This is a genomic window from Streptomyces sp. NBC_00440 (genome assembly GCF_036014215.1).
Taxonomy (GTDB): Bacteria; Actinomycetota; Actinomycetes; order Streptomycetales; family Streptomycetaceae; genus Streptomyces.
Genome location: NZ_CP107921.1, coordinates 3,920,309 through 3,945,107, shown reverse-complemented (window position 1 = coordinate 3,945,107; position 24,799 = coordinate 3,920,309). Strand labels below are relative to the sequence as shown.

27 protein-coding genes and 1 tRNA gene are annotated in these 24,799 nt (G+C 70.0%); 7 read left to right on the top strand and 21 right to left on the bottom strand.

What is annotated here, in order from left to right:
* Positions 1-63: 63 nt before the first annotated feature.
* The 6 genes from OHB13_RS17800 to OHB13_RS17775 form a co-directional block, all read right to left on the bottom strand.
* Positions 64-648, bottom strand: a complete 585-nt coding sequence (locus OHB13_RS17800; protein ID WP_266855344.1) for a DUF6309 family protein — start codon at positions 646-648, stop codon at positions 64-66.
* A 15-nt stretch (positions 649-663) separates the two neighbouring features.
* Positions 664-1,326 carry a hypothetical protein gene (locus OHB13_RS17795; RefSeq protein ID WP_328377765.1) on the bottom strand — a complete coding sequence of 221 codons (663 nt, stop codon included), beginning with the start codon at positions 1,324-1,326 and terminating at the stop codon, positions 664-666.
* Positions 1,327-2,270: 944 nt separating this feature from the next.
* Positions 2,271-2,355: transfer RNA gene (locus OHB13_RS17790), tRNA-Ser, on the bottom strand.
* A gap of 69 nt (positions 2,356-2,424) precedes the next feature.
* Positions 2,425-2,889, bottom strand: a complete 465-nt coding sequence (tadA, locus tag OHB13_RS17785; RefSeq protein WP_328377764.1) for a tRNA adenosine(34) deaminase TadA — start codon at positions 2,887-2,889, stop codon at positions 2,425-2,427.
* A 77-nt stretch (positions 2,890-2,966) separates the two neighbouring features.
* Complete coding sequence (locus OHB13_RS17780) at positions 2,967-3,494, bottom strand: tRNA adenosine deaminase-associated protein (RefSeq protein WP_328377763.1); 528 nt, start codon at positions 3,492-3,494, stop codon at positions 2,967-2,969.
* Positions 3,495-3,646: 152 nt separating this feature from the next.
* Positions 3,647-3,988: a hypothetical protein gene (locus OHB13_RS17775; protein ID WP_328377762.1), complete on the bottom strand. Its 342-nt coding sequence runs from the start codon at positions 3,986-3,988 to the stop codon at positions 3,647-3,649.
* A gap of 92 nt (positions 3,989-4,080) precedes the next feature.
* On the opposite strand from OHB13_RS17775, the gene upp reads away from it, so the two are divergent.
* Positions 4,081-4,716, top strand: coding sequence for a uracil phosphoribosyltransferase (upp, locus tag OHB13_RS17770; protein ID WP_328377761.1), 636 nt, complete (start codon positions 4,081-4,083; stop codon positions 4,714-4,716).
* 87 nt (positions 4,717-4,803) lie between these two features.
* On the opposite strand, the gene OHB13_RS17765 is transcribed toward upp, so the two are convergent.
* The 4 genes from OHB13_RS17765 to OHB13_RS17750 form a co-directional block, all read right to left on the bottom strand.
* Positions 4,804-5,433 (bottom strand): LytR C-terminal domain-containing protein, encoded by a 630-nt coding sequence (locus OHB13_RS17765; protein WP_266855349.1) that lies wholly within the window; start codon positions 5,431-5,433, stop codon positions 4,804-4,806.
* Between the two features lie 204 nt (positions 5,434-5,637).
* On the bottom strand, positions 5,638-5,934 hold the full coding sequence (locus tag OHB13_RS17760) for a type II toxin-antitoxin system VapB family antitoxin (RefSeq protein ID WP_164262735.1): 297 nt from the start codon (positions 5,932-5,934) through the stop codon (positions 5,638-5,640).
* Positions 5,935-6,105: 171 nt separating this feature from the next.
* Positions 6,106-7,854: a M28 family metallopeptidase gene (locus OHB13_RS17755; RefSeq protein WP_328377760.1), complete on the bottom strand. Its 1,749-nt coding sequence runs from the start codon at positions 7,852-7,854 to the stop codon at positions 6,106-6,108.
* A gap of 68 nt (positions 7,855-7,922) precedes the next feature.
* Positions 7,923-8,567 (bottom strand): TetR/AcrR family transcriptional regulator, encoded by a 645-nt coding sequence (locus OHB13_RS17750; RefSeq protein ID WP_328377759.1) that lies wholly within the window; start codon positions 8,565-8,567, stop codon positions 7,923-7,925.
* A 97-nt stretch (positions 8,568-8,664) separates the two neighbouring features.
* Here OHB13_RS17750 and OHB13_RS17745 point away from each other — a divergent pair, with 97 nt between their 5' ends.
* Together OHB13_RS17745 and OHB13_RS17740 are read left to right on the top strand one after the other, a co-directional pair.
* Entirely contained in the window at positions 8,665-9,336 is a 672-nt protein-coding gene (locus OHB13_RS17745) for an NAD(P)H-binding protein (protein ID WP_328377758.1), read from the top strand.
* Positions 9,337-9,478: 142 nt separating this feature from the next.
* On the top strand, positions 9,479-9,916 hold the full coding sequence (locus OHB13_RS17740; RefSeq protein WP_328377757.1) for a VOC family protein: 438 nt from the start codon (positions 9,479-9,481) through the stop codon (positions 9,914-9,916).
* Between the two features lie 99 nt (positions 9,917-10,015).
* Here OHB13_RS17740 and OHB13_RS17735 read toward each other — a convergent pair whose 3' ends face one another.
* The 3 genes from OHB13_RS17735 to OHB13_RS17725 form a co-directional block, all read right to left on the bottom strand.
* Complete coding sequence (locus OHB13_RS17735; protein ID WP_328377756.1) at positions 10,016-10,723, bottom strand: sensor domain-containing protein; 708 nt, start codon at positions 10,721-10,723, stop codon at positions 10,016-10,018.
* Between the two features lie 134 nt (positions 10,724-10,857).
* The gene (locus tag OHB13_RS17730; protein WP_328377755.1) at positions 10,858-11,676 is read right to left on the bottom strand and encodes an isocitrate lyase/PEP mutase family protein; all 819 of its coding nucleotides are present in this window, start codon (positions 11,674-11,676) and stop codon (positions 10,858-10,860) included.
* Between the two features lie 109 nt (positions 11,677-11,785).
* Entirely contained in the window at positions 11,786-12,310 is a 525-nt protein-coding gene (locus OHB13_RS17725) for a MarR family winged helix-turn-helix transcriptional regulator (protein ID WP_328377754.1), read from the bottom strand.
* Between the two features lie 209 nt (positions 12,311-12,519).
* Here OHB13_RS17725 and OHB13_RS17720 point away from each other — a divergent pair, with 209 nt between their 5' ends.
* Entirely contained in the window at positions 12,520-13,938 is a 1,419-nt protein-coding gene (locus tag OHB13_RS17720; RefSeq protein WP_328377753.1) for an MFS transporter, read from the top strand.
* A 78-nt stretch (positions 13,939-14,016) separates the two neighbouring features.
* Here the strand turns inward: OHB13_RS17720 and OHB13_RS17715 are convergent, their stop codons facing one another.
* Entirely contained in the window at positions 14,017-14,532 is a 516-nt protein-coding gene (locus tag OHB13_RS17715) for an HAD domain-containing protein (RefSeq protein ID WP_328377752.1), read from the bottom strand.
* 80 nt (positions 14,533-14,612) lie between these two features.
* Entirely contained in the window at positions 14,613-15,107 is a 495-nt protein-coding gene (locus tag OHB13_RS17710) for a cupin domain-containing protein (protein WP_266855359.1), read from the bottom strand.
* Positions 15,108-15,187: 80 nt separating this feature from the next.
* Here OHB13_RS17710 and OHB13_RS17705 point away from each other — a divergent pair, with 80 nt between their 5' ends.
* On the top strand, positions 15,188-16,039 hold the full coding sequence (locus tag OHB13_RS17705) for a LysR family transcriptional regulator (protein WP_266855360.1): 852 nt from the start codon (positions 15,188-15,190) through the stop codon (positions 16,037-16,039).
* A gap of 3 nt (positions 16,040-16,042) precedes the next feature.
* On the opposite strand, the gene OHB13_RS17700 is transcribed toward OHB13_RS17705, so the two are convergent.
* On the bottom strand, positions 16,043-16,816 hold the full coding sequence (locus OHB13_RS17700; protein WP_328377751.1) for a polysaccharide deacetylase family protein: 774 nt from the start codon (positions 16,814-16,816) through the stop codon (positions 16,043-16,045).
* A gap of 291 nt (positions 16,817-17,107) precedes the next feature.
* On the bottom strand, positions 17,108-18,328 hold the full coding sequence (locus OHB13_RS17695; RefSeq protein WP_328380319.1) for a metallophosphoesterase: 1,221 nt from the start codon (positions 18,326-18,328) through the stop codon (positions 17,108-17,110).
* A gap of 405 nt (positions 18,329-18,733) precedes the next feature.
* Here OHB13_RS17695 and OHB13_RS17690 point away from each other — a divergent pair, with 405 nt between their 5' ends.
* Positions 18,734-19,327, top strand: a complete 594-nt coding sequence (locus OHB13_RS17690; RefSeq protein WP_328377750.1) for a snapalysin family zinc-dependent metalloprotease — start codon at positions 18,734-18,736, stop codon at positions 19,325-19,327.
* A 325-nt stretch (positions 19,328-19,652) separates the two neighbouring features.
* Here OHB13_RS17690 and OHB13_RS17685 read toward each other — a convergent pair whose 3' ends face one another.
* From OHB13_RS17685 to OHB13_RS17675, 3 genes are all read right to left on the bottom strand, one after another.
* Positions 19,653-20,585, bottom strand: a complete 933-nt coding sequence (locus OHB13_RS17685; RefSeq protein WP_328377749.1) for a hypothetical protein — start codon at positions 20,583-20,585, stop codon at positions 19,653-19,655.
* The gene (locus tag OHB13_RS17680) at positions 20,582-21,172 is read right to left on the bottom strand and encodes an RNA polymerase sigma factor (protein ID WP_266855364.1); all 591 of its coding nucleotides are present in this window, start codon (positions 21,170-21,172) and stop codon (positions 20,582-20,584) included. Before OHB13_RS17680 ends, OHB13_RS17685 begins: the two co-directional genes overlap by 4 nt.
* A gap of 233 nt (positions 21,173-21,405) precedes the next feature.
* A complete protein-coding gene (locus tag OHB13_RS17675) occupies positions 21,406-22,164 on the bottom strand; it encodes a S1 family peptidase (RefSeq protein ID WP_328377748.1) in 759 nt (252 codons plus the stop codon).
* Positions 22,165-22,501: 337 nt separating this feature from the next.
* On the opposite strand from OHB13_RS17675, the gene OHB13_RS17670 reads away from it, so the two are divergent.
* The gene (locus OHB13_RS17670; RefSeq protein ID WP_266855366.1) at positions 22,502-23,146 is read left to right on the top strand and encodes a response regulator; all 645 of its coding nucleotides are present in this window, start codon (positions 22,502-22,504) and stop codon (positions 23,144-23,146) included.
* A gap of 123 nt (positions 23,147-23,269) precedes the next feature.
* Here the strand turns inward: OHB13_RS17670 and OHB13_RS17665 are convergent, their stop codons facing one another.
* Complete coding sequence (locus OHB13_RS17665) at positions 23,270-24,646, bottom strand: sensor histidine kinase (RefSeq protein ID WP_328377747.1); 1,377 nt, start codon at positions 24,644-24,646, stop codon at positions 23,270-23,272.
* Positions 24,647-24,799: the final 153 nt, after the last annotated feature.

Genomic DNA, 24,799 nt, shown 5'->3' with positions numbered 1-24,799 from the left:
GAGGATGCAGAGGACTCGGGGAACTCAGAGGGCTCGGAGAACTCGGGGAGCGCGTCGCGTCTGTCATGTTCGTCGACCTCCGGGGGTGGCGTTCGGTGTGCTGCCGCTCACGGAGTCCGGGGCGCCCGGGGCGGGATCACCGGCGATGTAGACGGTCAGCCCTTCCGTCAGTGACAGCCGCCCGGACAGTTCCCAGGCGAGCAGACGGTGCAGCCCGTCGAGGTGGACGAGGCCTCCGTCGGTGGGAAGGTCCGCGTAGTGGTCGTGCGTCACCGGGCTGGTGCTCAGGTAGACGGAGGTGAAGGGGGAGTCGCGGAACTGGGTGATCTTCGCCGTGCAGTCGGGGTTGGCGGCGGCCAGCTCCGCCGCGCGCGAGCGCAGCAGGTCCGCGGCCCGGCCGACCGTCCGCCCGGTGCGGGGTACGAGTTCGAACCCACCGCCCTCACTCAGGTGCCAGGGCAGCATCACTTCGCGGAATTCGGCGCGGGACAGCCGTGCCTTCGACCAGGTGCTGAAGAGCTTGTCGGCCAGGAACAGGACATTTTCGGCGTCCTGATTGGTGTTGTTCCCGTGGTCGCGCGCCACGGGATGGTCCTGGCGGAAGGCGGTGAGTACCGCGTCGAAGGTGACCGGGCTCATGATCTCCATCAGTGCCACTCCTTCTCACGCGGACCGGGCGTACTCGGTGAAATGCCGTTCCGCGAACAGTTCGGGCCACCGCCCGCCGTCGAGGCCGAGGGCCCGGGCCGTGGCGAGCATGTGCCGCCAGTACGGTTTCACCGGCCGCCAGCGCGCCCCGGTCTGGCAGTAACACGCGTCGACGAAGTAGCGGGGCGCGGTGCCGGGCGGGCTGGGTGCGGGTCTGCGGGCATGTACCAGGGCGGAGTTGACCAGTACGGTCGAGCCGGGCGGCAAGGAGTCGATCACCACCTCGCCGGGCAGTTCGGCAGTGCCGAGGTGGGCGAGCGCGGACTTGCTCCAGGGCTCGCGATGGGAGCCGGGCATGATCGTGAGGCTGCCGATCGTGCCGTCGAGGCCCCCGAGGTAGTGCAGCGCGTGCACCATCAACAGCTTGGGGTCGTCCAGGTCGTTCGACTCGCAGTCGTGGTGCCACGGTTTGCCGGGGATACCGGGACCGTGCCGGTCGCTGTGCAGATGGTGAAAGGCGAACGGCGTGTCCATGAGTTCCGCGATCAACTGCAACAGCGGCTCGTGGGTGAGGAGTTCACCGTGTGCGGGCAGCTCCAGTTCCATCACGGGCGGCGGGAGGCCGGGGCCGGGGTCGCTACAGGCCGCTATGGAATGTGAACGCAGTCCGTCGTCCACCCAGCGGTCCACTTCGGGCGTGAGCCGGTCCTGTAACGATGGGGGTATGAGGCCGGGTAGGACGATGTACCCCGAGTCTGCAAATTGCTCGCGCTGTGCCGACAGCTTCCCGTTGCCTTCGAAAGAGAGCGGCATCTGGACTCTTATTCCTTTCATGACCCATATTGACAACTCGAACGTAAATGCATTTACCGTCAAGTTGGTTCGAACAGACCACAGTCGGTTCAAGGGCAGGGGAACCGGTTCTGCGGGAATGCGGAATTCCCGGCTCCCTTCCATGGCGTAGCCCGACGAATGGGGACCTGTCGAGTGGTGAAGAAGGAGGGGTGAAGAAGCCGCGGCCGTGGTCTGCGCCGCAGGGCGCCCTTGGCTTGAACGCTCAGCGCCTGGGGGCGGGATCGGCGGCACGGGCTGCGCAGGCGATGCGCGGCAGGGCCCGAACGAACCTCCGTGACCAGCACATTCGCGGAGCGGTGCATGTGCTGTCGGCGGCCGTTGCGCGTCCGGGCCTCACTCCGCCGAGGACGTCACGGAGATTTCCCAGGCGTTCCTCAGTCGTCGTCGGCAGCGCAGGCACAGCGAACCACACCCTTCCCGGGCTCGTACGGTCGGAACAGCCCCACGAACGCAGCGTAATCAGGCCCAATCCTTGGGTAGTTGCGATCGCAAGAAACGGCCGAAATCCCTTGGGGGAGTCCGAAATCAGCCGGTTTAATGCAGGCGCAGGCGGGAGAGCCAGCACGGCTGGGGCATGAGTGACGCCTTATCCGGGCCCGCCGAATACGTGACCGCAGGCCCCGGGGCGGGAAGCGCGGGGCTGAGCCTTGCCCGGCGCCCTGCCCGAAGGGAAGTGGTGCGATCCGGTGCCGCACAGCGGTGCGATCCGGTGCCGCACGCAAAACACCCCCCTGACTGCGTTTCCGCAGATCAGGAGGGTGTGAGAGCGGTAGCGGAGGGATTTGAACCCTCGGTGAGTTTCCCCACACTCGCTTTCGAGGCGAGCTCCTTCGGCCGCTCGGACACGCTACCGAGAGAGAGCTTAGCCCAAGGTCGGCCGTGGTCAGAAATCGGCCTTCGGGAAGGGGGCCGGCGGGGTCGTCAGCGGTCGCGGAAGAAGGACGTCAGCTGGTCCGCGCACGCCTCCGCGAGCACCCCGACGATCACTTCGGGGCGGTGGTTGAGCCTGCGGTCCCGTACGACGTCCCAGAGCGATCCCGCCGCTCCCGCCTTCTCGTCGGGCGCGCCGAAGACGACCCGGTCCACCCGGGACTGGACGATCGCGCCCGCGCACATCGTGCAGGGTTCCAGTGTCACGACGAGCGTGCAGCCGGTCAGCCGCCACTCGCCGAGCGACGCTGCGGCCCGGCGGACCGCCAGGATCTCGGCGTGTGCCGTCGGGTCGCCCGTCGCCTCACGTTCGTTGTGGCCCGCCGCGAGCGGCGTGCCGTCCGGGGCCAGCACGACGGCGCCGACCGGCACATCGCCGGCCACCGCCGCCTGCGCGGCCTCGGCCAGGGCCAGCCGCATCGGCGCGGCCCAGGGATCACGTAGGGGATCGGTCATCTGCTCGTCTGTTCGGTGGTGTGCCCGATGCCGTGTACCGGCAGCGGTGTGTCCGGCCGTCGGGCACCTGGGGTAGGTCAGCGGACGGTTTCCAGGACCTCGGCGGCGCCCAGTGCGTCGGCGATGTCAGCCAGTGCGTCGGTGCCGAGTGTCAGGAGCTCCTTCTCCGTCACGCCGAGGTCGGCGAGGATCGTGATGTCCCCGAGCGGTCCCGGCGGTACGGCTTCGCTCTCGTCGACCGGGTCGTCCCCGTCCTCCTCCAGCTCACCGTCCTCCGTACCGTCGAGATCGACAAGTTCTTCCAGGGCGTCCGGGTCCTGCGGGTCCCGGCCCATCAGCTCGTCGGTGAGCAGGATCTCTCCGTACGAGGAACGGCTTGCGGCTGCGGCGTCCGAGACGTAGATCCGTGGATCGTCCTCGCCGTCGACCCGGACGACGCCGAACCAGGCGCCCTCCTGCTCGATGAAGACGAGGACGGTGTCCTCGTCCCCGGAGGCTTCCCGGGCGAGATCGGTCAGATCACTGAGGGTTTCCACATCGTCGAGCTCCGTGTCGCTCGCTTCCCACCCGTCTTCGGTGCGCGCGAGCAGTGCGGCGAAGTACACCGTGACTCTCCCACTGGTCTTAGGGGTGCCTGTCGAAGGGGGCGCTGTGCGCCGCCCAGTGGGAATCGTGGCAGAAACATGGCGTTCGCGAGAGGTCTTCGGGCTCAGGTCTGCGTGTTGCTTCCCGCAGCCGGTAAAACCTTGGTAGCCCGCTACCAGCGGAACGTACGCATACGCATGGCCTGTCGCAGCCTGGCGACCTTGGCGCGCCTGGGCTGCACACGGTCGCGCAGTTCCTTGGCCTCGTTCAGCTCACGGAGAAACTGCGCCCGGCGCCTCCGCCGGTCGGCGGCACTCTCCTGGTCGTCGGTGTCGCCCGCGCCGCCGGGCCCGCTCGCGGCGCCCGGCTGGCACGCGGGCGCGTGCTCCGGCTCGTACGCGGGCGCGTACTCCGGCCGGTTCTCCGCCTCGTACGCGGACCGGCCCGCCGGCTCGTCGCCGGCCTTGCTGCGGGCCGCGTTCGCCGGCTCGGACTCCCGCTCGGACTCGGGCATCGGCCACACCACCTCCGTACCGGCCCCCCTTCCCCCCGACCGGCGTGTTGATGCCAGCGCGGGCCGGTCCGGGGCCCGGTTACGGTTGTCGTATGCGTATCCACGTCGTCGACCACCCGCTGGTGGCGCACAAACTCACCACGCTGCGCGACAAGCGCACCGACTCCGCCACCTTCCGGCGCCTCGCCGACGAGCTGGTCACCCTGCTCGCGTACGAAGCCACGCGCGATGTGCGCACCGAGCAGGTCGGCATCGACACCCCGGTGACGGCGACCACCGGCGTGAAGCTGTCGTACCCGCGCCCCCTGGTCGTGCCGATCCTGCGGGCGGGGCTCGGCATGCTCGAAGGAATGGTGCGGCTGCTGCCGACCGCCGAAGTGGGCTTCCTGGGCATGGTCCGTGACGAGGAGACGCTGAAGGCGTCCACCTACGCGTCACGGATGCCCGACGACCTCTCGGGGCGTCAGGTGTACGTCCTGGACCCGATGCTGGCCACCGGCGGCACGCTGGTCGCCGCGATCCGCGAGCTGATCGCGCGCGGCGCCGACGACGTCACGGCCGTCGTGCTCCTCGCCGCGCCCGAAGGCGTCGAGGTCATGGAGAGCGAGCTGGCGGGCACCCCGGTCACGGTGGTCACCGCCTCCGTCGACCAGCGCCTCAACGAGCAGGGCTACATCGTGCCGGGGCTCGGCGACGCGGGTGACCGGATGTACGGGTCGGCCGAGTAGCCGAGCGGGGAGGACGCCGGGGCTCCGGCCCCGGCTTCGGCTCCGTCCCCGGCTCAGGGGCGGGCCGGCGGTGCTGCTCCGCGAACGTCAGCACTTCCCGGTGGGTGCCGGCTGGGGATGGGCCAGTACGGTCAGCGCCTTGGCGGCGTCCTGCTTCGTGTCCAGGGCCTTGAAACCGGTGCCGATGATCAGGTCGACGTCATTGGTCTTCCGGGTGTCGGTCTTCTGCGTGGCGCCCTTGACCTGCGTACCGAGTACGGAGAACGACGCGTCGGGGGTCTTGGCCGAGCCCAGCAGCAGCGCGGTGCCGGGGATCTTCTTGTCGAAGGCCGCCGGGGCGTTTCCCACCTTGCCGATGGTGAAGCCGCGCTTCTTGAGCTCGTCGGCTGTGGACTTGGCGAGTCCGCCGCGCGGGGTCGCGTTGTAGACGTTGACCTTGATCTTCGCCGGCTTCGGCAGCGCCTTCGGCGCGGTGGCGGCGGGCGAGGAACCGGCTTTGCAGTCGTGCTGCTGGCCAGCGGCCGACACCTTGTGGGAGCCGCCGGTGAAGAGGTGGATGAGCTGCAGGGATCCCCAGCCGACCAGGCCGAGGGCGACGACTGCGGCCACGATCCCGAAGACGAGTCGGCCACGCCGTCGGGGGCGGTGCATCCTCGGGTACTTGTCGCCCGTGATGCGGTACTTTCCGCCCATGCCGGGGGGTGTGAGCATGCTCATGAGCGCAGCGTAGTGCGGTGGGGCAGCGATGCGAACTGAACGATCATCTGATGACCGCCGGATGGGCGAAAATGGCCCCAAAAGGACCAGTAAACGGCTCTGGCCAGGGTGGATTCCCTACCCCCGCGCGAGCTGTGAGCCGGTGAGTCGTCAGCCTGCGTTGAGTCGTCAGCCCATGTCGAGGCGTCAGTCCGCGTCGATGCGTCAGCCCATGTCGAGGACGCGGGCGTGCAGGACCTGCCGCTGCTGAAGTGCGGCTCGCACGGCCCGGTGCAGCCCGTCCTCCAGATAGAGGTCGCCCTGCCACTTCACGACGTGCGCGAAGAGATCCCCGTAGAACGTGGAGTCCTCCGCGAGCAGCGTTTCGAGGTCCAGCTGGCCCTTGGTGGTCACGAGCTGGTCCAGCCGGACCGGGCGCGGCGCTACATCCGCCCACTGGCGGGTGGATTCCCTGCCGTGGTCGGGGTACGGGCGTCCGCTTCCGATGCGCTTGAAGATCACACGGAAAGCCTACCGGGGAAGCGCCTCCGGGCGCAGCCACGGTGTGGCGGTGGCACCGCGGCCCAAAGCCCTTATCTGGTGACATATCGGGAGTGAATCGGGAGTGAACCAGGATCGGAACCACCCCCTCCGGTGACCCTGTGGCCAAGATTGCGGATGGGCACCCGGCCTTCACTGTTCCTGCACGCGATGTACTCGGTCCTGACGGGGCCGGTCGGACGTTCGGTAACGGCTCTCAGGAGCGCGGTGCCCGGTGCTGATCCCCGACGCCCGGTGCCTGGTGCTCGACGCCCGGTGCCGGTGTCCGGTGCTCGGTGTCAGTGAACGCACGTCGGATGCGTACGTCCCCACGGCGTCGGCCATGACGGCGATGTTGATGCCGAACGCCTTCATGTTGATGTTCTTCAGGGTGTCGCACGCCAGGTGATAGCAGGCATCGAGCGCGACCCCCGCCTTCCCGCCGAACTTCTTGGCCTGCGCGGCGGTCTTGATCTCCTCCGCGCCGGTGAAGGTGCCGCCCGACGGGATGCCCGCGGCGATGAACGGGCCGTAGTCGGAGCGGCCGTCGAAGTCCGTGCCCTCGTGCGGCACATGTCTGCGGTCCAGGAAGGCGGTGATCCCCTTCTCCAGCCGGTCGGACCCCGCCGGGCCCGCGCCGGCGCCCTTGGCGTCCGAGTTGTCGCCGTCGTAGACGAGCTGGGCGTAGTTCGGGGAGGCGATCATGTCGAAGTTCAGATAGAGCGCGAGCTGTTTCCGCTGCGGGGCGGTGAGGTTCCTGACGTACGCCTCCGAGCCGCGCAGTCCCAGCTCCTCCGCCGACCACCAGGCGAACCGGACCTTGTTGGCGGGCTGTTGGCGGGCTCGGGCGAGTTGCTGGGCGACCTCGATGAGGCCGGCCGAGCCCGAGCCGTCGTCGTTGATGCCGGGTCCCGCCGTGACCGAGTCCAGATGGGCGCCGAGCATCACCGTGTGGGCCGGGTCGCCGCCCCTGGTCTCGGCGATGACGTTGCGTGTGGTGCGCCGCTCCTGGAGCTGGCGGATCTCCAGCCTGACGGTCACGGCGGGGGTGTGGGGGGTGCGGGCCGGGGCGGGGCCGGGACCGGCCTTGGTGCGCGGGTTGGTCTGCGGGCGTGCGGTGGCCCGTTGCGCTCGGGCGGCCAGTGCCGCGCCGTCGGCCTGCGAGATGCCGCCGGTGGGGATCTTCACGCCCTTGGGGGATTCGAGGGTGCCCGACAGCGTGCCGGGCGTGTTGTTGGCGATGAGCGCGGCCACCGCACCCGCACCGGCCGCCGTCTTCTGTTTCTGGGCGAACGTGCAGCCGCCGCGGCGGATCAGCGCGATCCTGCCGGTGAACGCCCCCGCTGCGTAGTCGGCCGGCTCGCACCCCGTGGTGGCGTCCACCGGTACGGCGGCGAGTGCGGCCGTGATCCCGCCCACCGGGGTGGACCTGGTGTACGTGAGCGCCGAGACCGCCAGTTCGCGCGGGGCGGGCGCGACGACGGCCAGCTTCTCGGCCCGGGTCTCGGTGTAGGTGATGGGGAAGGGCTGGTACGAGACCCGGAAGCCGGCCTTCCGCAGGGTGTCGTGGACGTACTCGGCCGACGCCTCGTGGCCGGGTGTCCCGGCGGCGCGCGTGGAGTGGTGTGCGTCGGCGAGCGACTGGAACTTTTGCAGTTGCCGGTAGGCGCCCCGCGCGGACGAGGCCCGTACCAGCTCCCGGGACAACTGCGCGGCCTGCGCGGCCGGATCGGGGCGTACGGGGTACGGCGCCGCGGTGGCGGGTGCGGCTGCCGGGACCAGGGCCAGGGAGACCAGAGCCGCCAGGGCCGACAGAGAACCGCAGGCCGCCCGATAGACGGCGGTGGCGGTGGCGGTGGCGCCGGCGGTGCGGGGTGTCGTGCTGCTGCGTGTCGGGGTCATCCGGGATCTTTCCCGCGTGACCACGCGCAACGAACGCCGGTGTGGCGTTCGGGTGCAGGCGGCGGCTGTCAGCGCACGGCGGGCAGTCCGGCGGCCAGTGCGGACAGGGTGCGCCGCAGCGTCGGGAGCAGTGCGGGCCGGACGGCCGCGAGTTGTGGGTCCTGGGCGTACAGCTCGGCCAGTACGGGCGGCGGGGTGGCCATCGGGTAGAGCGTGCCGGCGAGGGCCCCGGCGGTCGACACCAGGTCGGTGCACTCGCGTGCGGTCAGCCCGGGGCGGGCCCGCGCCACGTGGGCGCTGAGCGAGGAGATGGCGGCGAGCACGGTGTGCTTGTAGATGCGGGCCGCTTCGAGCGAGATGTTGTGTTCCAGGATCGTCGCGGTCTGGCTGAGCAGATCGCAGAAGAGCGGCTGTTCGGCGAGGGTCTCGGCGAGCGCGCCGACGGCTTCCTCGCCCGCGTCCAGCCGCGCGGCCACCTCACTCCGCCACTCCTGCCAGTCCTCTGCCGCGAGCACCAGGAAGATCTCTTCGCGGGTCCCGAAATACCGGATGACATTGGACTTGGCGAGCCCCACGGCATCGGCGACGCTGCCGAGCGTTACGCGCCGTACTCCGTGTTCCAGTGCAAGACGGCGGGCGGCCGCGAGAATGGTCTCGCGCCGCTGCTGCTTCTGCTCCGGTCTGCGCGCCCGGAGGAAACTCTCTGGTGACATGACTCGGTCAGCATACGAGAGCGGGAAAGCGGTCGCCTTCCCGTTCATAGCGAAACGGCGGTCTGTTAGTGCTGCCGCTTCTGTTAGCGTCGCGACCGTGAAGGTAATTCTCTTCGGTGCATCCGGAATGGTCGGTCAGGGCGTTTTGCGTGAGTGTCTGCTCGACGCGCGGGTGGAGAGCGTTCTCGCGGTCGTACGTAACCCACTCGGGGTGCACCATCCGAAACTCCGGGAGGTCGGCCACCAGGACTTCGCGGATTTCTCGTCGCTCGCCGCGGATTTCGAGGATGCCGATGCCTGCTTCTTCTGTCTGGGTGTTTCCTCGCTCGGCAGGCGCGAGGAGGAGTACCGGCGCGTCACCTACGACTACACGCTCGCTGCGGCGCGGGCGCTGCCCGACAACCCAGGGCTGACCTTCGTCTATGTCTCGGGCGCGGGCACCGACAGCACGGAACGCGGCCGCTCGATGTGGGCTCGGGTGAAGGGGCGTACGGAGAACGAACTCCGGGCGATGCCCTTTCACGCATATATGTTCCGGCCCGGGTATATCCAGTCATCGCACGGCGGGGCATCGAAAACGCCGGCCTATCGATGGATGTATGCGGCTATTTCCTGGCTCTATCCGCTGCTGCGGCGGGTGATCCCCCGGCACGTGACCACGACCGAGAACGTGGCGCGCGCGATGATTGCGGTCGCCGGGCAACAGGGAGCGGGCGAACCTGTCCTGGACAGCGCGGAGATCAATCGAGTTGCGCGGAACGGTCACTGATCCTGCTGCCTGACGCGCGCCACGTTGAGTGGAAGCTGGGTGGAATGGGGGTGCGCTCCGGGCGGGACGGAGTCCATGAGATGCAGTTCATCGGGCAGTTCATGAGGCGAGCCATGAGGGTGAGCCATGAGAGGGAGTTTCCATGCGGGTGACCGGCTTCGACCACCTTGTCCTCAACGTCGCCGATATCGAGCGCTCTCTTGAGTTCTACTGCGGCCTGCTCGGTCTCGAACCGGTCCGGGTGGAGGAGTGGCGTGCGGGTGAAGCGCCCTTTCCGTCCGTGCGGGTCAGTCCTGTGACGATCATCGATATCGTCCGTGCACCGGAGAGCCCTGGGGCCGGGCAGGCTGCCCAGGTCGGGCAGGGTCCGACGGCCGGTGGTGCCAATGTCGACCACATCTGTCTGGTGGTCGAGCCGCTCGACTGGCAACAGGCGATCGACGCGGGTGAGTTGGCCGAATTCACCGTGGTGGACGGTCCTGGTGCGCGGTTCGGCGCCCGGGGGCGCGCCCAGTCGGTGTACGTGCGGGACCCGGACGGGAACACCGTCGAACTGCGCTGGTACCCACAGGGCGCGTGACAGCTGTGAGGGAACAGGGCTGGTGGCACGGCCACTTGGCGAGGAGCATCACATGCCGAGGCGTGTCACTTGCTGAGCAGCGTCACTGGCCGAGGCACATTACTTGCCGAGCAGGCCACGGACTGCCGCGCGGTCGACGTTCGTCAGAGCGCGTACGAGCTGCGGGGTGAGGAAGACGATCACCAGGCCCAGCAGGGAGGACGCACCGATCTGGAGGGGTGACGTGAGGTAGTAGTGGTGGTGCACACCGTTGGACGTGTAGTCGTACAACGGATAGCCGGGCCAGCCCACGTAGCGCGGGAAGACCCACCGGTAGGCCGGATAGAGCGCGACTGCCCAGCCGGTGACCAGGAAGGTCAGCGAGAGGACGAAGCTCGCCACCCGCCACGGGAACATGAGGATCTGGAACAGCAGCGCCTTCCATCCCGCGGGGTCCGTCAGGCGGGCCGTCAGCGCGGACCACCGGCCGGAGTGCGGCGAGCGCCGGACAGGGGCGGGAGCGGCGACATCCAGGCCGAGTTGTCTACGGGCCCGGCCCCGCTCGGCGGTTCCGAGCCCCCGTGCCCCGGCCAGCATGGCGGCGGCCACCGGCAGTCCGATCACCGTCACCGCCAGTCCCGCGCTCAGCGAGAACATCGCCACCGCGAAAGTGAATCCGACGATGGCGACCAGCAGTGAGGTGAAGGTGTACCCGACCTCCCGGAACGTCCTGGAGGAGAAGGGCGCCCGCCAGAATCCGGTGCCGGCTGTGCCCGGAGTGACGGCTGGGGTCTGCGCCGTGTGCGGAAGGGTGCTGGTGCTCATCATGGGCCTCGGATCATCGCGGTGGGACGTGCCGTCCTGATGACCTCGACGATCCCGGATTCGCGTGCCGGGCGGGATGGTGTGGCCCGGCCTCTTCGAGGTGGGGCCAGCCCCCCATCCGGTTGCGGTCGTTCGCCTCAGGTGCCGGTGCCGCCGAATCGCTCCGAGAGGGCCTGCGCCGCAGCGTACGAAGGGATGCCGGACGTCCCGGCGGGGAGCGCCGTGCTGTCGGCAACGGCCCTGGCCGTGCTGACCGCTGCGTGCAGGGCCGCCCGGAACAGCAGGGAACCGCAGCTGATCCGGCGTACCCCCAGCGCGGCGAGCCCTTCGGCGGAGGGCCCGCCGGGCGACACCAGGATGTTGAGCGGTACGGCGAGGTCCCGGATCAGTGCGCTGATGGCATGTCCGTCCTGGAGGCCCGGGACGAACAGGCCGTCGGCGCCCGCACGTTGGTAGGCATCCGCCCGGCGCGCGGTCTCTTCCGTGTGCCCGGGGAGCCAGTAGGTGTCCGTACGGGCGTTCACGAAGAGCTCGGGCGCCGCGTCCTTCACGGCCCGGATGATCTCGCACTGCCGGTCCTGATCGGCGAGGGCGCCGTCGGTCCGTCCGTCCTCGATGTTGACTCCGGCGACGCCCGCGTCCGCCAACTCGGCGGCGAGCTGCCCGACTTCGTCCGGGTCGGTGCTGAAGCCGCCTTCGATGTCCACGCTGATCAGGGCGTCCATCCGGACGAGCCCCAGTGCGAGCTGCACGGTCTCCGCGCGGGCGTCACCGGTCGCGTCCGGCTTTCCCGCCGCTGCCGCGACCCCGAGACTGGTCGTCCCGATGGCGCGGAACCCGGCCTCGGCGAGTGCGGCAGCCGAGGCGTGGTCCCAGGCGTTGGGCAGGACGAGCGGCCCCTCGGCGGTGGGCAGGTGCAGGGCGCGGAACTCTTCGAAGGGGCTCAAGAGGTTCATCGGACGCTTCCTTACGCCGGGTGCGGGTGAGGCGCGGTACGGGTTGTTTCCACCGTAGGCCCTTGGCTGTTCAGCGCCCGTCGAACCGTCGAACCGTCGAACCGGTGGGTCAGGGCCTGATCGCCTCGTCGTAGGCGCCGACGATCCGTTGCAGGAAGGCCGCCACGACGGCCTGCTCCTCGGGTGCCAGTGCTTCGGCGGCGGCGGTGACGCCCTGCACGAGCGGCGCGACGTGCTCGTAGGCCGTCGCCTCCCAGTGGTCGGCGGGCGTGATGATCACCTTGCGGCGGTCGGTGGGGTGGGGCTGTCGGGTGACATGCCCACCGGCCGCGAGCCGGTCGATCACGAGCGTCGTCGCGGCGGTCGACGCGTCCAGGCGGCGGGCGAGGTCGGTGGGGGTGGTCGGACCGGTATGGACGAGATGGTCCATCACCGCGAGTCCGGCCGGGTCCACCTGGAGCCGACGGCTCAGGTACCGCTCGAATCGCTGCTGGGTCAGCGTCAGGAGCCGCAGCTGATCACGGATGGCACCGCTGCGTTCCGCCCCGGCTGCTGAGCCGGCTGCGGGACCGGCTGCGGGACTGGTCAAGGGTCCGGCTTCCGGGGTGGCGGGGCCCGGCGATGTGACATCCATGGAGGACAGGATACTCTCGATATTGCTAATAAAATTGGTAATCAAGAGTCTGAGGCATAATGAGTGCTTCCCCGGCCCCGGCCGACCGCCCGCTGTCACCGACACCGACACCGACACCGACACCGACATCCACACCGCTCCCGACGACACGGGCAGAGCCCCCGATCCCACCGGCTCCCTACCGTTGGCGGTGGCTGATCCTGGTGGTGATGCTCGTCGCGGAGATCATGGATCTGCTGGACGCGTCGATCGTCAATGTGGCCGGGCCGGACCTGGAGAGGTCGCTCGGTGCGACATCCGTGGGCCTCCAGTGGGTGATCGGCGGCTACGCGCTCACGCTGGGCGCAGGGCTGGTGCTGGGCGGCCGGCTGGGTGACCGGTACGGGCGGCGCAGGATGTTCCTGATCGGCCTGGGATCGTTCACCGCGTCCTCACTGCTCTGCGCGACCGCGCCGAACATCGGGACCCTGATCGCGTTCCGGCTCGTCCAGGGGGCGGCCGGGGCGATGCTGCTGCCCCAGGGGCTCGGCCTGCTGCGTGAGAACTTCAGCGGGGCAGAACTGACCAAGGTGTTCGGGGTCTTCGGCCCGGTGCTCGGACTCGGCGGCATCGTCGGCCCGGTGCTGGGCGGTGGCCTCATCCAGGGAGACTTCTTCGGTCTCGGCTGGCGGCTGGTGTTCCTGGTGAACGTGCCGATCGGCCTCGTGGCCCTGGTCGTTGCCGCGAAGTTCGTTCCCAGGAAACCGGGCGACCGCGCCGTGCTCGTCGACAGTACGGGCGCGGCTCTGGTGGCCCTCGCCTGCGCCCTGCTCGTCCTGCCCCTGAACCAGGGCCAGGACGCCGGCTGGCCCCTGTGGACATGGCTCTGCATGGCCGCTTCGGTGGCAGGGTTCGCGCTCTTCGCCGTACAGCAGCGACGTACGGCGGCGCAGGGACGCGAGCCGCTCGTCGCCTTTGCCCTGCTGCGCAAGCCGGCCTTCACGGTCGGGCTGGGCGGGATCGCGCTGTTCTTCGGCGGGTTGATCGGAGTGCAGCTGGTCCTGACCCTCTTCCTCCAGATCGGCCACCGCTTCACGGCCGGAGAGGCAGGTCTGGGCAACCTGCCGCTGGCGCTGGGTACGGCGATCGGCGGCGCGGTCAGCGGAGCCGTACTCGCCGACCGGATCGGCCGGGCGGTCCTGCAGATCGGCCCGCTGGTGCAGCTGGGCGGCGCGGCGCTGCTCTGGTACGAACTCGGGCACATCGGCGGCACGTTCTCCATCTGGGACATCGCGCCGGGCGTGGTCGTCTGCGGCATCGGTGCCGGTCTGGTCATTGCCGCACTGTTCAGCTTCATTCTTGCCGCGGTCGACGACGACGAGATCGGTTCGGCGTCCGGGGTGCTGTCGGCGGTGCAGTCGATCGGTGGCTCGATCGGTGTGGCCGTGTTCGGCTCGGTGTTCTTCGCCCGCGCCACATCGGGCGACTTCACCACCGGCTTCCACCATGCCCTGCTGGTCCAGGGGTGCCTGCTGGTCGCGTTTCTGGCGATCACGCTCCTGCTGCCGAAGAAGGGCAGGCCCGAGGAGTTCGCGGCGCCGGCGGGGGAGCCGGAGGGGAGCACGGGGCGTGAGGGAACGGGGGCGTGAGGGATACGGGAGATCTGGGGGCGCGGAGGTCCACTTCAAGGCAGAGGTGCCGGCCCGGGGGTGATGGCGTACGGACGGCTAACCCGCACGCAGCCACTCGTCGAGAGCGGCGAAGTCCGCGTCGGTGAGGCCGTGACGGTGGTCGACGCGGTGGAGGAGGGCGCGGGCGGGGTGGTGTTCCGCCACCCAGGCCCGGTCGGTGTCGGTGATCTCGTCGTCGAGCCAGGCGAAGGGGCGGCCTTCGGACCAGTCGAGAAGGGTGCGGGTCTTCCAGTGGAGGCCGCGGCGCACGTCCTCGTAGGACGCCTCCCGCCAGGCGACTACGGGGAGTTGCTCCAGGCCGAGCAGGGGCGCAAGGCACTCGTTGGCCTCGGCCTCCCAGGTGGTGGCCCACACCAGCTCGCACGGAAGTCCCACCAGCCGGGGCCCGAGCGCGGGATCGACCCTGGCCAGCAGGGGATGCGCGCCGACTTCACGCTGCCTGTACGGGTACGTCGGGTAGCCGTCCGGGTACTGCTCCGGCGTCGCGCCGAAGGGGATGAGCGTCCCGTCGATGTCCAGGAAGAGAAGGGGGCGCAGCGGGGAACGGGTCACAGCTGCACCGTAACGGTCGTACAGGACAATTCGAAAAACCCGGACCAGAACCAGAACCGGGTCGTCCCGCCGGCTCGGCTTCAGGTGAAGTCGGTGGCCGGCCTGGTGGCGTAGCGGCTCATCATGGCGATGCCGGCCTGTGGCGTCAGCGGCCGGCCGGCGGCGAGTACGCCCTGCAGGTCCCGGAAGTACTGCACGTACAGGTCCGGGGTGAACATGCTGAGCATGACTGCGGGTTGGTCGCCCGGGTTGGCGAAGGTGTGCGGGGCGCCGGGCGGAACCATCACGAATGTGCCCGCGGTGGCGTCGTGGGTCTCGTCCCCGACGGTGAACTGCACGGTGCCGGAAAGGACGTAGAAGCCCTCGTCGTGTCGGGCGTGGCGGTGCTGCGGCGGCCCCTGGGTGTGCGGGGCGAGGACGGACTCGGCGATCGCGAGGCGGTGTTCGGTGCGGCTGCCGTCCTCAAGGACGCGCATGCGCGTGGTGCCCAGGACGATCGTCTCGCCGTCGCCGGGGCTCACCACTGATACGGAAGGGCCGTCCTGCGGCTCGCTGGTCTTCGCTGCTTCGGTCATGTCCGCAAGTGCACCTCCGGGGCTCCCAGCTGTCCAAGACCCATCCCCCAACGCCCATACCTCGTGGGTATCGTTGCAGCGTGGAGCTACGGACCCTGCGCTACTTCGTGGCCGTCGCCGAGGAACTCCACTTCGGCCGGGCCGCCACCCGACTGCATATGAGTCAGCCGCCGCTGAGCAGAGCGATCAAGCAGTTGGAGGCCGAAGTCGGAGCCCTGCTGTTCGCCCGCTCGCCCGCCGGCGTCGACCTCACCCCGGTCGGCACGGTGCTGCTCGACGAGGCGCGGGCCCTGCTCGGCCATGCCGACCGCGTACGCGTACGCGTCAGTGCGGCGGCCGGCGTCGCGGCCATCACCGTCGGCATCCTGGGGGACGGCACCGACCCGGGAGTGACGGCGCTGGCGGCCGCCTACCGCCGGCGCCACCCCGGCATCGACATCCGCATCCGCGACACCGACCTGACCGACCCGACCTGCGGGCTGCGGGCCGGGCTGGTCGATGTCGCCCTGACCAGGGCGCCGTTCGACGAGACCGCCCTGACGGTGGGTGCGCTGCGCACCGATCCGGTCGGCGCGGTCCTGCGCGCCGACGATCCGCTGGCCCACCGCGACCGGCTACGGCTGGCCGACCTGAACGACCGCCGCTGGTTCCAGTTCCCGCAGGGGACCGACGCCGTCTGGCAGTCCTACTGGAACGGCGGCACAGTGCGCGAGGGCCCGGTGGTGCGCACCGTCCAGGAATGCGTGCAGGCCGTGCTGTGGAACGGCACGGTCGGCCTGGCCCCGCTCGGCCACGACCTGTCCGCGGAGCTGGCGGTGGTACCGCTGATCGACATGACGCCGAGCCGAGTGGTGGTGGCGTGGAACAAGGGTGACGCCAACCCGTTGATCCGGTCCTTCACCGAGACGGCGACAGCCGCGTACCGCCGCTGAGCCTCAGTGCACCGGGAAGCCGAAGGAGTAGCCCTGCTCCTTGAGGTGGGGGAGGAGGCGGCGCAGGGCCTCGACGGTCTGGGAACGGTCACCGCCCGCGTCGTGGAAGAGGAGCGTCGGTCCGTTGGGCAGTTCCTGCTCGACCGTGGCGACGATGGCGTCCGTACCCGGACGCTCGAAGTCCTTGCTGTCCACGTTCCAGCCCAGCGGGCGCATGCCCCGGGAAGCGGCGAGCTTGCGGCTGTAAGGGGTGAAGGCCCCGCCGGGCGCCCGGTAGTACATCGGCCGTACGCCCCCGGAGGCCTTGGTGATCATGCGCTCGGCGTCGAGTATCTGCTGGGACTGGTAGGCCTCGGACTTCTTGTCCATGGTGGTGTCGTGCGACACCGTGTGGTCGCACAGCCGGTGCCCGGCCGCGACCACCTTCTTCACGAGGTCCGGGTGGGCCTGCGCCTCCGGCCCGATCATGCAGAACGTGGCTTTCACCCCGTACTCCCGCAGCAGGTCCAGCACTTGAGGGGTCCACGTGGGGTCGGGGCCGTCGTCGATGGTGATGTTGACGCCGTGCGTTCCCGCGTCCGAGGAGTGGGCGATGGTCGTTTCGACCTGCTTGACGTCACTGCCCGGCATGGCCGGAGCGGTCGCCTTCGGTGACGAGATGCCCGCGGAACCGGCCTGCGCGGTCCACACCGAGGCACCGGCGGCGAGCATCGTCACCCCGAGAGCCGCCCCGAACACCTTGCCGTACCAGCCCCGCCCGCCGCCGTGCAGTGCCATGTCCGCCCCTTAATCCCAGTCCCTCGCCGATCCCGGCCACCTTGCGACCACTTGGAGGGACGAGGAGCGTGGGCCGACGGATGCGTCCGTTACCGATCACGGACAATTCCGGGGGAGTTCGCGGACAACTCCTCGCGGACAGCGTCCGGAACCGCTCGGGGTGGCCTGAACTCGCCCCGACTGCCGACTGCCGACTGCCGACTGCCGACTGCCGACTGCCGACTGCCGACTGCCGACTACCGACTGCCGCCCGCCGGCTGCCTCTGCCGCACTGGGGGTGTCGCCCTGCGGTCAGCTGCCATCGGCACCCGTGCCCGCTGTGGAGTCCGTGCCGTCCGCGGCCGTGTCTCCGGTGCGCTCCGGCGTGGCCCGGTCGCCGCCCGGCCGCAAGGTGAGCAGCGTGATCTCGCTCGGTGCGAAGACCCGGAAGGGCGGCCCCCAGAAGCCGGCGCCCCGGCTGGTGTAGAGCTGCGTGCGCTCGCCGTGCCGGCTCAGACCCTGCACCACCGGCTGATCGATCCGGACGAGGAAGTTGAACGGCCAGATCTGGCCGCCGTGCGTGTGCCCGGAGACCTGGAGGTCGACACCGGCCGCAGCGGCCTGGCCGACGTACTTGGGCTGGTGGGCGACGAGCAGGACCGGCCGTTCCGGGTCTGCCCCGGCCAGCGCACCGAGCAGGTTCGCACGGTGCCCGGCCAGCCCGGAGGACTCCGCGGTCACGTCGTCCACACCGGCCAGGACGAGGAGGTCACCGCCGCGCTCCACCACGACATGGCGGTTGTGCAGCGGCTCCCAGCCCAGTTCCGCCATGCGGTCCAGCCAGCCTTGAGCTTCCCCGAAGTACTCGTGGTTCCCCGTCACGTAGACCTTCGCAAGCCGCGACCGGATCGTCCCGAGCGGCGCGGACTGCTCCCGGCGCTTGGCGGGGGTGCCGTCGGCGATGTCACCGGCGTGGACCACGATGTCCGCGTCGAGCGCGTTGACAGCCTCGGCGACCCGCGCCGACCAGCGGGCCCGGTCGATCGGCCCGAAGTGGGTGTCGGCCAGCACCACGACACGCGTTCCGTCCAGACCGCCGCCGAGCCGGGGGACGTGGACGTCCAGCCGCTTCACCCGGGGCACGCGCATGGCTTCGTGGTGTCCCCACGCCAGCAGTCCGGCGGAGACCACGGCGACGGCCACGGCAATGCTCCTGGCCCGCTCGGCGCCGCCGACGCCCAGCCCCATCAGCACGAGGTGCACCAGACCGCCCAGCACCGACCAGGTGAACAGCACCCAGATCACCCCGAGGGTGCTGTCCGCGATGCGGGCCGCCCGGTCGGAGCCCCGCCGCCCGTGGCCCGCGGCCATGAGGAAGGGGAAGGAGACCAGCCAGGCGGCGAAGACGACCGTGCCGACGAGGAAGACCGGGAACGGCCAGTCGACACCGGACGCGAACAGCGTCCACCAGGGCAGGAAGAACAGCATCACGAGGACGAGGAGAACCACGGCCCCGCCCAGCCGCCGACGCAGGGACCGCGGAGGACGCGGGCTGCCGTCCCCGGACGCGGGCTCCGCCCCGTCCCCGGGCCGCGTCGCGCCTGCCGCGCCGCTCTCCGGCCCTCCACCGGACGACCGGAGGTCCGATTCCGCCGGGATGGATTCGCTGTCTGTCACTGCGCCGCTCCTCATGTCCGCCCCCACCGTCAGTACCCATCGTCCGTCACACGGCGCCCCACGGAACCGCCCGGACCCTGTTGGGACGTCATCCGGCAGGGCTGCCGTGACGTCAGCGATCAACGAAACGCAGCAGAAATGATCACCGCTGAGATGGTCACACCCAACTCCCTTTGCTCACCGCGTACTTGTGGCGCCTGCTGATGACGTGGTGCCCTTGTGGCTCACGGGCAACAGACGTCAGGGAGGGGAACGAGTCTCATGATCAAGCGAATGGCAGCCGTGGCGGCACTGGTCCCGGTCGCGCTGGGCGTTACATCCGGTGCCGCTTCGGCGCACCCCGCGCCGAGGGCGACCGCGGCGGTGGTCACTCTGACCTACGACGCCAGTGGAGCAGGACAGTGGGCGGACGCGATCACGCAGGGCGTGAACAACTGGAACGCGGCGGACCACAACGTCCACCTGCAACCGGCAACCTCGCGCGGCTCGGCCAACTTCGTCTACGTGGCGACCAGCGGCTGGCCCCAGACGACACTCGGTCCGATTGTCCCGGGCGGCAGCAGAGGCCAGGTGCAACTGGGCCAGGAGGCGGTCGATGAGGGCTACGACATGACCCGGATCGCGGCGCACGAAACCGGGCACATCCTCGGGCTGCCGGACGACTACAGCGGACCGTGCTCGGAGCTGATGTCCGGCCACGGCCCCGGTACGTCGTGCACCAATGCCAAACCGAACGCGGCAGAGGCGGCACAGGTCGACCGGAACTACGCGAGCGGCGCGGCGAAGGTGAGCCCGAAGCGGCACCAGATCGTGATCGACGCCTGGCACGCACCGGTCCTCGCCGGCGCACACTGACGGGCAGCCGGAACGCAGGCAGGACGGCCGCACAGGGCCCCTGGACACACACGCAGAAGGCCCCCCGCCACCATGGCGAATTCCAGGGGCCTTCTGCGTACTGCTCGGTGAGGGCAACTGCGTGCGGAGGACGCGAGATCCGAACTCGCCGTGGAAACCCGACTCCTGTGGCCGGTGTCGCAACGACTCGTCACCGCCGCGGGAGCCCGGCCTCCGACCCGCTCGTCACACCTCCGCACTCACCGCACCCACTGCATCTGACGCATCTGACGCAGCGGGCCGGCTGTGCGCCACGGCCGCTGCGTCGGTCAGCCGGTCCTGTCGGTCAGCCGATCTTGTCGGTCAGGCCGGCGGACAGGTAGATCGCCTGGTGCTCGTCCTTCTCGCTCCGCCACGGCTCGATGAGTTCCAGGAGCGTGCTGGTCTTCGGGTCGATGATGACCTTGGTGACGCCGACGCCCCCCTGGTAGGCCAGCTCCGTCCCGCTGCGCCCGGCGCTGTCCTTGACGGTGCCGACGACGCTCACGCCCTTCAGCTGGGCGAGTGCCTTGAACAGCCCGCTGCGCAGTGCGGGACTGGCGGGGGCGTTGGCGAGCATGGTGCTCGCCTGCACGAAGCCGAGCGTGCCCGGGTCCTCAGTCCCGTCCGCGGAGGCCTTCGTCGTGTGCTCGATCTCCCGGAGCAGCGGTGTCGGGTTCGTGGTCAGGTGGTCCAGGGCGTTCCAGTCGAGGACCTTCGAGCCGAGCCTCCAGCCTGGGTCCTGCCCCTTGCGCACGGTCTTGCCGGCGACGACGTAGCTGACTTCCATGGACCGCGTGGTGTACACGTCGATGGTCTTGAAGTGGGTCTTCCAGTACTTCCCCGAGCCGGTCGACCGAGTGGCCGCGACCTCGGCGACGTTGTTCAGGAAGGCCGCAGCGGACTGCGCCTGCGCCCCGTGCTGCGTACCCGAAGGCGCCCCGCCCATGTTCGCGGACGTCACCACGACGCCGGCCGCGACCGCGGCGGCAGCAAGGACGGCGATGACGCGGCGGCGCTTCCGGAACGGCGTCACCACGGAGTCCTTCCGCGCGTCCTGGAGCGGAGCCCGGCCCGCGTCCTCCCGCACGGCTCCTTCGACCGCCGCCAGCGCCCGGGCCAGCGCCGGAGCCGACGGCGGCTCGACCCTGCCCGCCGCTTGCAGCGCCTCGGCGCCCGGGAAGTCCAGCAGTGCCTGTCGCTCCGTCATGCCCGTCTCCTCCATGTCGTACGTACTCATGCCAGGTCTCCCGTCACGGCCAGATTCCGTCCCGCGGGACGGGCCTGCGTGATCCGCTCGCGCAATCTGCCCCGTGCCCGGTGCAGCCGCGAACGGGCCGTTCCGGCGGGGATGCCCACGGCGGCGGCTGCCTCGGCCGGCGTCAACTGCTCCCAGCTGACGAGGAGCATCACCTCCCGCTCCGCCGCAGGCAGTTCGGCCAGTGCGCTGCGCAGTGCGGGCGCCAGCGTCGCAGCGTCCAGCCGCTGATCCACGGCCTGCCACGGGTCGGTGACCTCTGTCTGCGACAGGACCTCCGCCCGCGCCGCCCGCCGCACATGGCCCGCGAGGACGTTGCGGGCCACCCCGAACAGCCAGCCGCGTGCGGATCCGCGCGAAGGGTCGAACGTTCGCCGCGCGGCAAACGCCTGCAGCCATGCCTCGGCGAGCAGATCGTCCGCCGCGCCCGGCATCCGCCGCGCGAAGTAGCCGTGCAGGGCCGCCGAGTGCTTCTCGACCAGCGGCGTGAACGCCGCCGGATCGTCGGCGGCCATGGACAGTTGGGCATCACTGCGGCGGTCGCCGTGTTCGTCGCGTTCCGATTCCACGGAATCTCCGTCTCCGACCGCCGGGTGACGGTCTCACCCTCTACTTGTCTCGCGGCCCTCGTTGCGTTCGCGCTCCGCGTGGATGGTGCCAACATCGGTCCCGGCTGTTGCAGGCCGAGAGGAGATCGATCGCGCTGCGGTGTCCGGGATGCCGGATGGTCCGCACAACGGCAACCACGGAACGACGAAGGCCCCGACCGCGGGAATTCGCCAACCGGTCGGGGCCTCGCCCATCACTTCGCGGTGGCCCGCTCGATCCATGCGCGGTGGGCCGTCAGGTCGGTGTAGATGCCGGGACCGGTGGCACACTCCGGGTCGGCGTCGCCGTCGCGGCTGGTTGCCCCGATCAGTTCCCACCGCCCGGGACGGCCCTTGATCTGCGGCCCGCCGGAGTCGAGGATGCACGCCTGCGCGTTCTTGGTGGGGCTGTCGGTGCACAGCTCGTTGGCCGGGTTGTAGTTCTCGCTGCACCGGTCGTCGGGGACGAGCGTGGTGTCCAGTTCCTGCAGACGGATCGGGGGGTTCGGGCAGTCGTTGCCGTCCTCGCAGGTCATTCCCCAGCCGAGGATCCGAGTGCTGGTGCCCACCGGCCCGGATTTCGCGGCCAGTTTGATGGGCTTGGCGTCCACGGGGTGGTCCAGCTTCATGACGGCCACGTCGTTGCGGAACGGCTCGTAGGAGAAGTCCGGGTGTGCGATGACCTCGATGACCTTCGCTTTGGCACCCTTCGTCCGATCGTGGTCGCCGACCCGCACGGAAAGCTGCTGGGGCTTGACGTTCACCGTGCAGTGCCCGGCGGTGACGATCCAGTCCGGTTTGATCAGGGAGGCTCCGCAGTAGTGGTGGCCGTCCTTCTGGATGCTCACCATGAACGGGTACGGCGCGGTGGCATCGTGTCCCCCGATGATCGCTGAAGCCGACGGTGCCGCTGCCATGGTGAGCGTGATCGCCCCCGCCACCGCAAACAGTGCCGCCTTGCCGCGCTTGGTCATCTGTCCTCCTGCGTCTTGTCGAAGTCGGCTTGAAGTCAGTTGAAGTCCCCTTGGGGCCCGCCCGAACTTCTGGATCCGAACCTTCACGTCGGACCCGGCCGGATCCGACGGGGTCCAGCCTGTCCCGGTCGGCACCCTCGGCGCGTCACCCTTCCCGGCCGGGCGGACCTGCCCGAAAGTCTTACGGCACGCCCGCTGGATCGTGCTGCGGGACGACCGACGGGCAAGCGGGTACGCGTGATGCGGGCAGGCAGATCACTGCGTGCGGGCAGCACCGGCGACGGCGGATACCGTGTGCAGGCGAAGTTGCCCGTACGCGGACGAGGTGGTGGCGTGAGTGACCGTCAAGGTAGTCCTCCTCGACGACGAAAAGCTGGTGCGCAAGGGCATCCGGATGATCCTCCACGCCGAGCCGGACATCGAGGTGGTCGCCGAGGGCGATGACGGCTCGGTGGCAGTGGACCTGGTGGCCAGGCACCGCCCGGACGTGGTGCTCACCGACATTCAGATGCCCCGCGTCGGCGGCCTGGAGGTCGCCCGCCAGCTCACCGCGCTGCCCGATCCTCCAGTGGTCGCGGTGCTCACCACCTTCGACGTCGACGAATACGTCTACGCCGCACTCCGGCACGGCGCGGCGGGGTTCCTGCTCAAAGACACCTCGCCGCGCGAACTGGCCGAAGCGGTACGGGTCCTCGCGCGCGGCGAGGCGATGCTCTCACCGCGCATCACCACCAAGCTGCTGTCCGTCTTCGCCACGAGTGCGGCCGCCCCGCGGGCGCGATCGCGGATGGCGGAGCTGACCGCACGCGAGCGCGAGGTCGCCGTGGCAGTCGCCCAGGGCCACAGCAACTCCCGGATCGCCACCGACTTGTCCGTGAGCCAGTCCACGGTCAAGGTCCATCTCAGCCGGATCATGACCAAGCTCGATGCGGCCAACCGCACCCAGGTCGCGCTCATCACCCACGACGCCGGACCGATCTGAACGCCTGACTTGCCGGTGACATCACCGAGTGCTGCGGCCCGTCGGACACGGCATGCGGCGGATCGGCGAGGCGGGTGCCCGGCGGAACGCCACGATCTCCGGCAGAGTCAAGCTCCGGCAGAGTCAAACTCCGGTTGTGGATGCTCCGGACACCGAGGTGGGCAGCGCGGCATCGATCCGGAAGCCGCCGTCACCGGTGGGTCCGGACCCCATGGTGCCTCCGGCCAGGCGGACCCGCTCCATCAGCCCGATCAGCCCGTGTCCCCCGCTGGGCAGCAGAGGCTCACCGTCGGCAGCCGGCTCGGGGCGCCTTCCTGGCGGGCCGTTGACGATCTGCACCCGTACGGTTCGCGGGCCGAAGGCGAGGCGAATCTGCGTCGTGGCGCCCGGGGCGTGCTTGTGCACGTTGGTCAGAGCCTCCTGCACGACCCGGTGTGCGGCACGCTCGACCGGCTCTCCCAGCGGCTGCGGCGCGCCCTCGACGAGCACGGTGACGGGCAGCCCGGCGGTCCGGGAGCCCTCGGCCAGCTCGGCGATCCTGTCGACGGCCGCCCCGGGGACAGGCCGCCGCTCGGCCGATGCGGCAGGGTCGTGTGGGGCGGCCCCTGCCCCACCCTTCGCGGCGTCGCTTCCCGTGGATGCCGGTGGCGCCCCCGCCCCGGTGGCCGGGCCGTTCCTGAGCAGCCCGAGCATCTCGCGGAGTTCGGTGAGCGCGCGCCGGCCGGCCGTCTGAATGATCTGCGCGGTCTCGCCCGTAACCTCCGGGTCGTGGGCGACAGCGCTGAGCGCGTTGGCGTGTACGACGATCAGGCTCACCTGGTGGGAGACCACGTCGTGCATCTCTCCGGCGATGCGCCGGCGCTCCTGCTCCCGCGCGGCCTCGGCGACGAGCCGCTGTTCCCGCTCGGCGCGCTCCGCCCGTTCGACGAGACCGGCGACGACGGCACGCCGCTGGCCCACGTAGAGCCCCAGCAGCAGCGGCACCAGGCAGGAGAAGACAAAGTTCACCGCGAACCAGGTCACCACAGTCCGGAAGCTGGACCACGCTGCCGCATTCCAGGGCGCGAGGGCCACCAGCCCGATACCGGCCGATGCCCAGACGATCCGGCGGCTGTGCGGGCCGCGATAGGCACCCTCCGCGTAGTAGGCGAGCGGCGTCGCGAAAGCCGAGACCTGGAGGATCTTGGCGAGCAGCCCGATGGCGAGTACCAGTTCGGGCGCCCGGCGCCGTGCGAGCAGCGGCAGTGCGCTCACCGCGGCGATCAGCAGATTCGCCCAGGGAGCGGCCGGTCCCATGGAGGGGTTCTGGGCGCTGATCCACACTGCGAGCAGCAACGCGACGGCCGTCAGCACCAGATCCATGGCACGCGCGGGCAGGAGGGGCGAGCGGGGTACGGGCCGCGCCACGGGGCTCTGCGCCGCGCTTCCGTCGCCGGCGGGCAGGAGCGCCCAGCTGCGCAGCGTGTTCCCGAGCTGACGAGTGCGACTGGTGGTTCTCACCCGGCGAGGATAGGGGGTGCCGGATCATGGCAAGTGACCCGAACTGCAACCCCGTAACGATATCGGCCCTGTGCTGCCGCCTCCTCCGCCTCCGACGGACTCGCGTGCTCCGTGCCGACGCTCTCCCGGTCCTCCGGCGCCATCCCCACGGGA

Bases quoted from the DNA above. Each gene is read 5' to 3' on its own strand.
- OHB13_RS17675 (WP_328377748.1), bottom strand. From the start codon at position 22,164: ATGACCAAGCGCGGCAAGGCGGCACTGTTTGCGGTGGCGGGGGCGATC.
- OHB13_RS17740 (WP_328377757.1), top strand. From the start codon at position 9,479: ATGCGGGTGACCGGCTTCGACCACCTTGTCCTCAACGTCGCCGATATC.
- OHB13_RS17765 (WP_266855349.1), bottom strand. From the start codon at position 5,433: ATGAGCATGCTCACACCCCCCGGCATGGGCGGAAAGTACCGCATCACG.
- OHB13_RS17720 (WP_328377753.1), top strand. From the start codon at position 12,520: ATGCTCGTCGCGGAGATCATGGATCTGCTGGACGCGTCGATCGTCAAT.
- OHB13_RS17800 (WP_266855344.1), bottom strand. From the start codon at position 648: ATGGAGATCATGAGCCCGGTCACCTTCGACGCGGTACTCACCGCCTTC.
- OHB13_RS17685 (WP_328377749.1), bottom strand. From the start codon at position 20,585: ATGAGTACGTACGACATGGAGGAGACGGGCATGACGGAGCGACAGGCA.
- OHB13_RS17755 (WP_328377760.1), bottom strand. From the start codon at position 7,854: ATGACCCCGACACGCAGCAGCACGACACCCCGCACCGCCGGCGCCACC.
- OHB13_RS17710 (WP_266855359.1), bottom strand. From the start codon at position 15,107: ATGACCGAAGCAGCGAAGACCAGCGAGCCGCAGGACGGCCCTTCCGTA.
- OHB13_RS17690 (WP_328377750.1), top strand. From the start codon at position 18,734: ATGATCAAGCGAATGGCAGCCGTGGCGGCACTGGTCCCGGTCGCGCTG.
- OHB13_RS17730 (WP_328377755.1), bottom strand. From the start codon at position 11,676: ATGAACCTCTTGAGCCCCTTCGAAGAGTTCCGCGCCCTGCACCTGCCC.
- OHB13_RS17725 (WP_328377754.1), bottom strand. From the start codon at position 12,310: ATGGATGTCACATCGCCGGGCCCCGCCACCCCGGAAGCCGGACCCTTG.
- OHB13_RS17735 (WP_328377756.1), bottom strand. From the start codon at position 10,723: ATGATGAGCACCAGCACCCTTCCGCACACGGCGCAGACCCCAGCCGTC.
- OHB13_RS17775 (WP_328377762.1), bottom strand. From the start codon at position 3,988: ATGCCCGAGTCCGAGCGGGAGTCCGAGCCGGCGAACGCGGCCCGCAGC.
- upp (WP_328377761.1), top strand. From the start codon at position 4,081: ATGCGTATCCACGTCGTCGACCACCCGCTGGTGGCGCACAAACTCACC.
- OHB13_RS17750 (WP_328377759.1), bottom strand. From the start codon at position 8,567: ATGTCACCAGAGAGTTTCCTCCGGGCGCGCAGACCGGAGCAGAAGCAG.
- OHB13_RS17700 (WP_328377751.1), bottom strand. From the start codon at position 16,816: ATGGCACTGCACGGCGGCGGGCGGGGCTGGTACGGCAAGGTGTTCGGG.
- tadA (WP_328377764.1), bottom strand. From the start codon at position 2,889: ATGACCGATCCCCTACGTGATCCCTGGGCCGCGCCGATGCGGCTGGCC.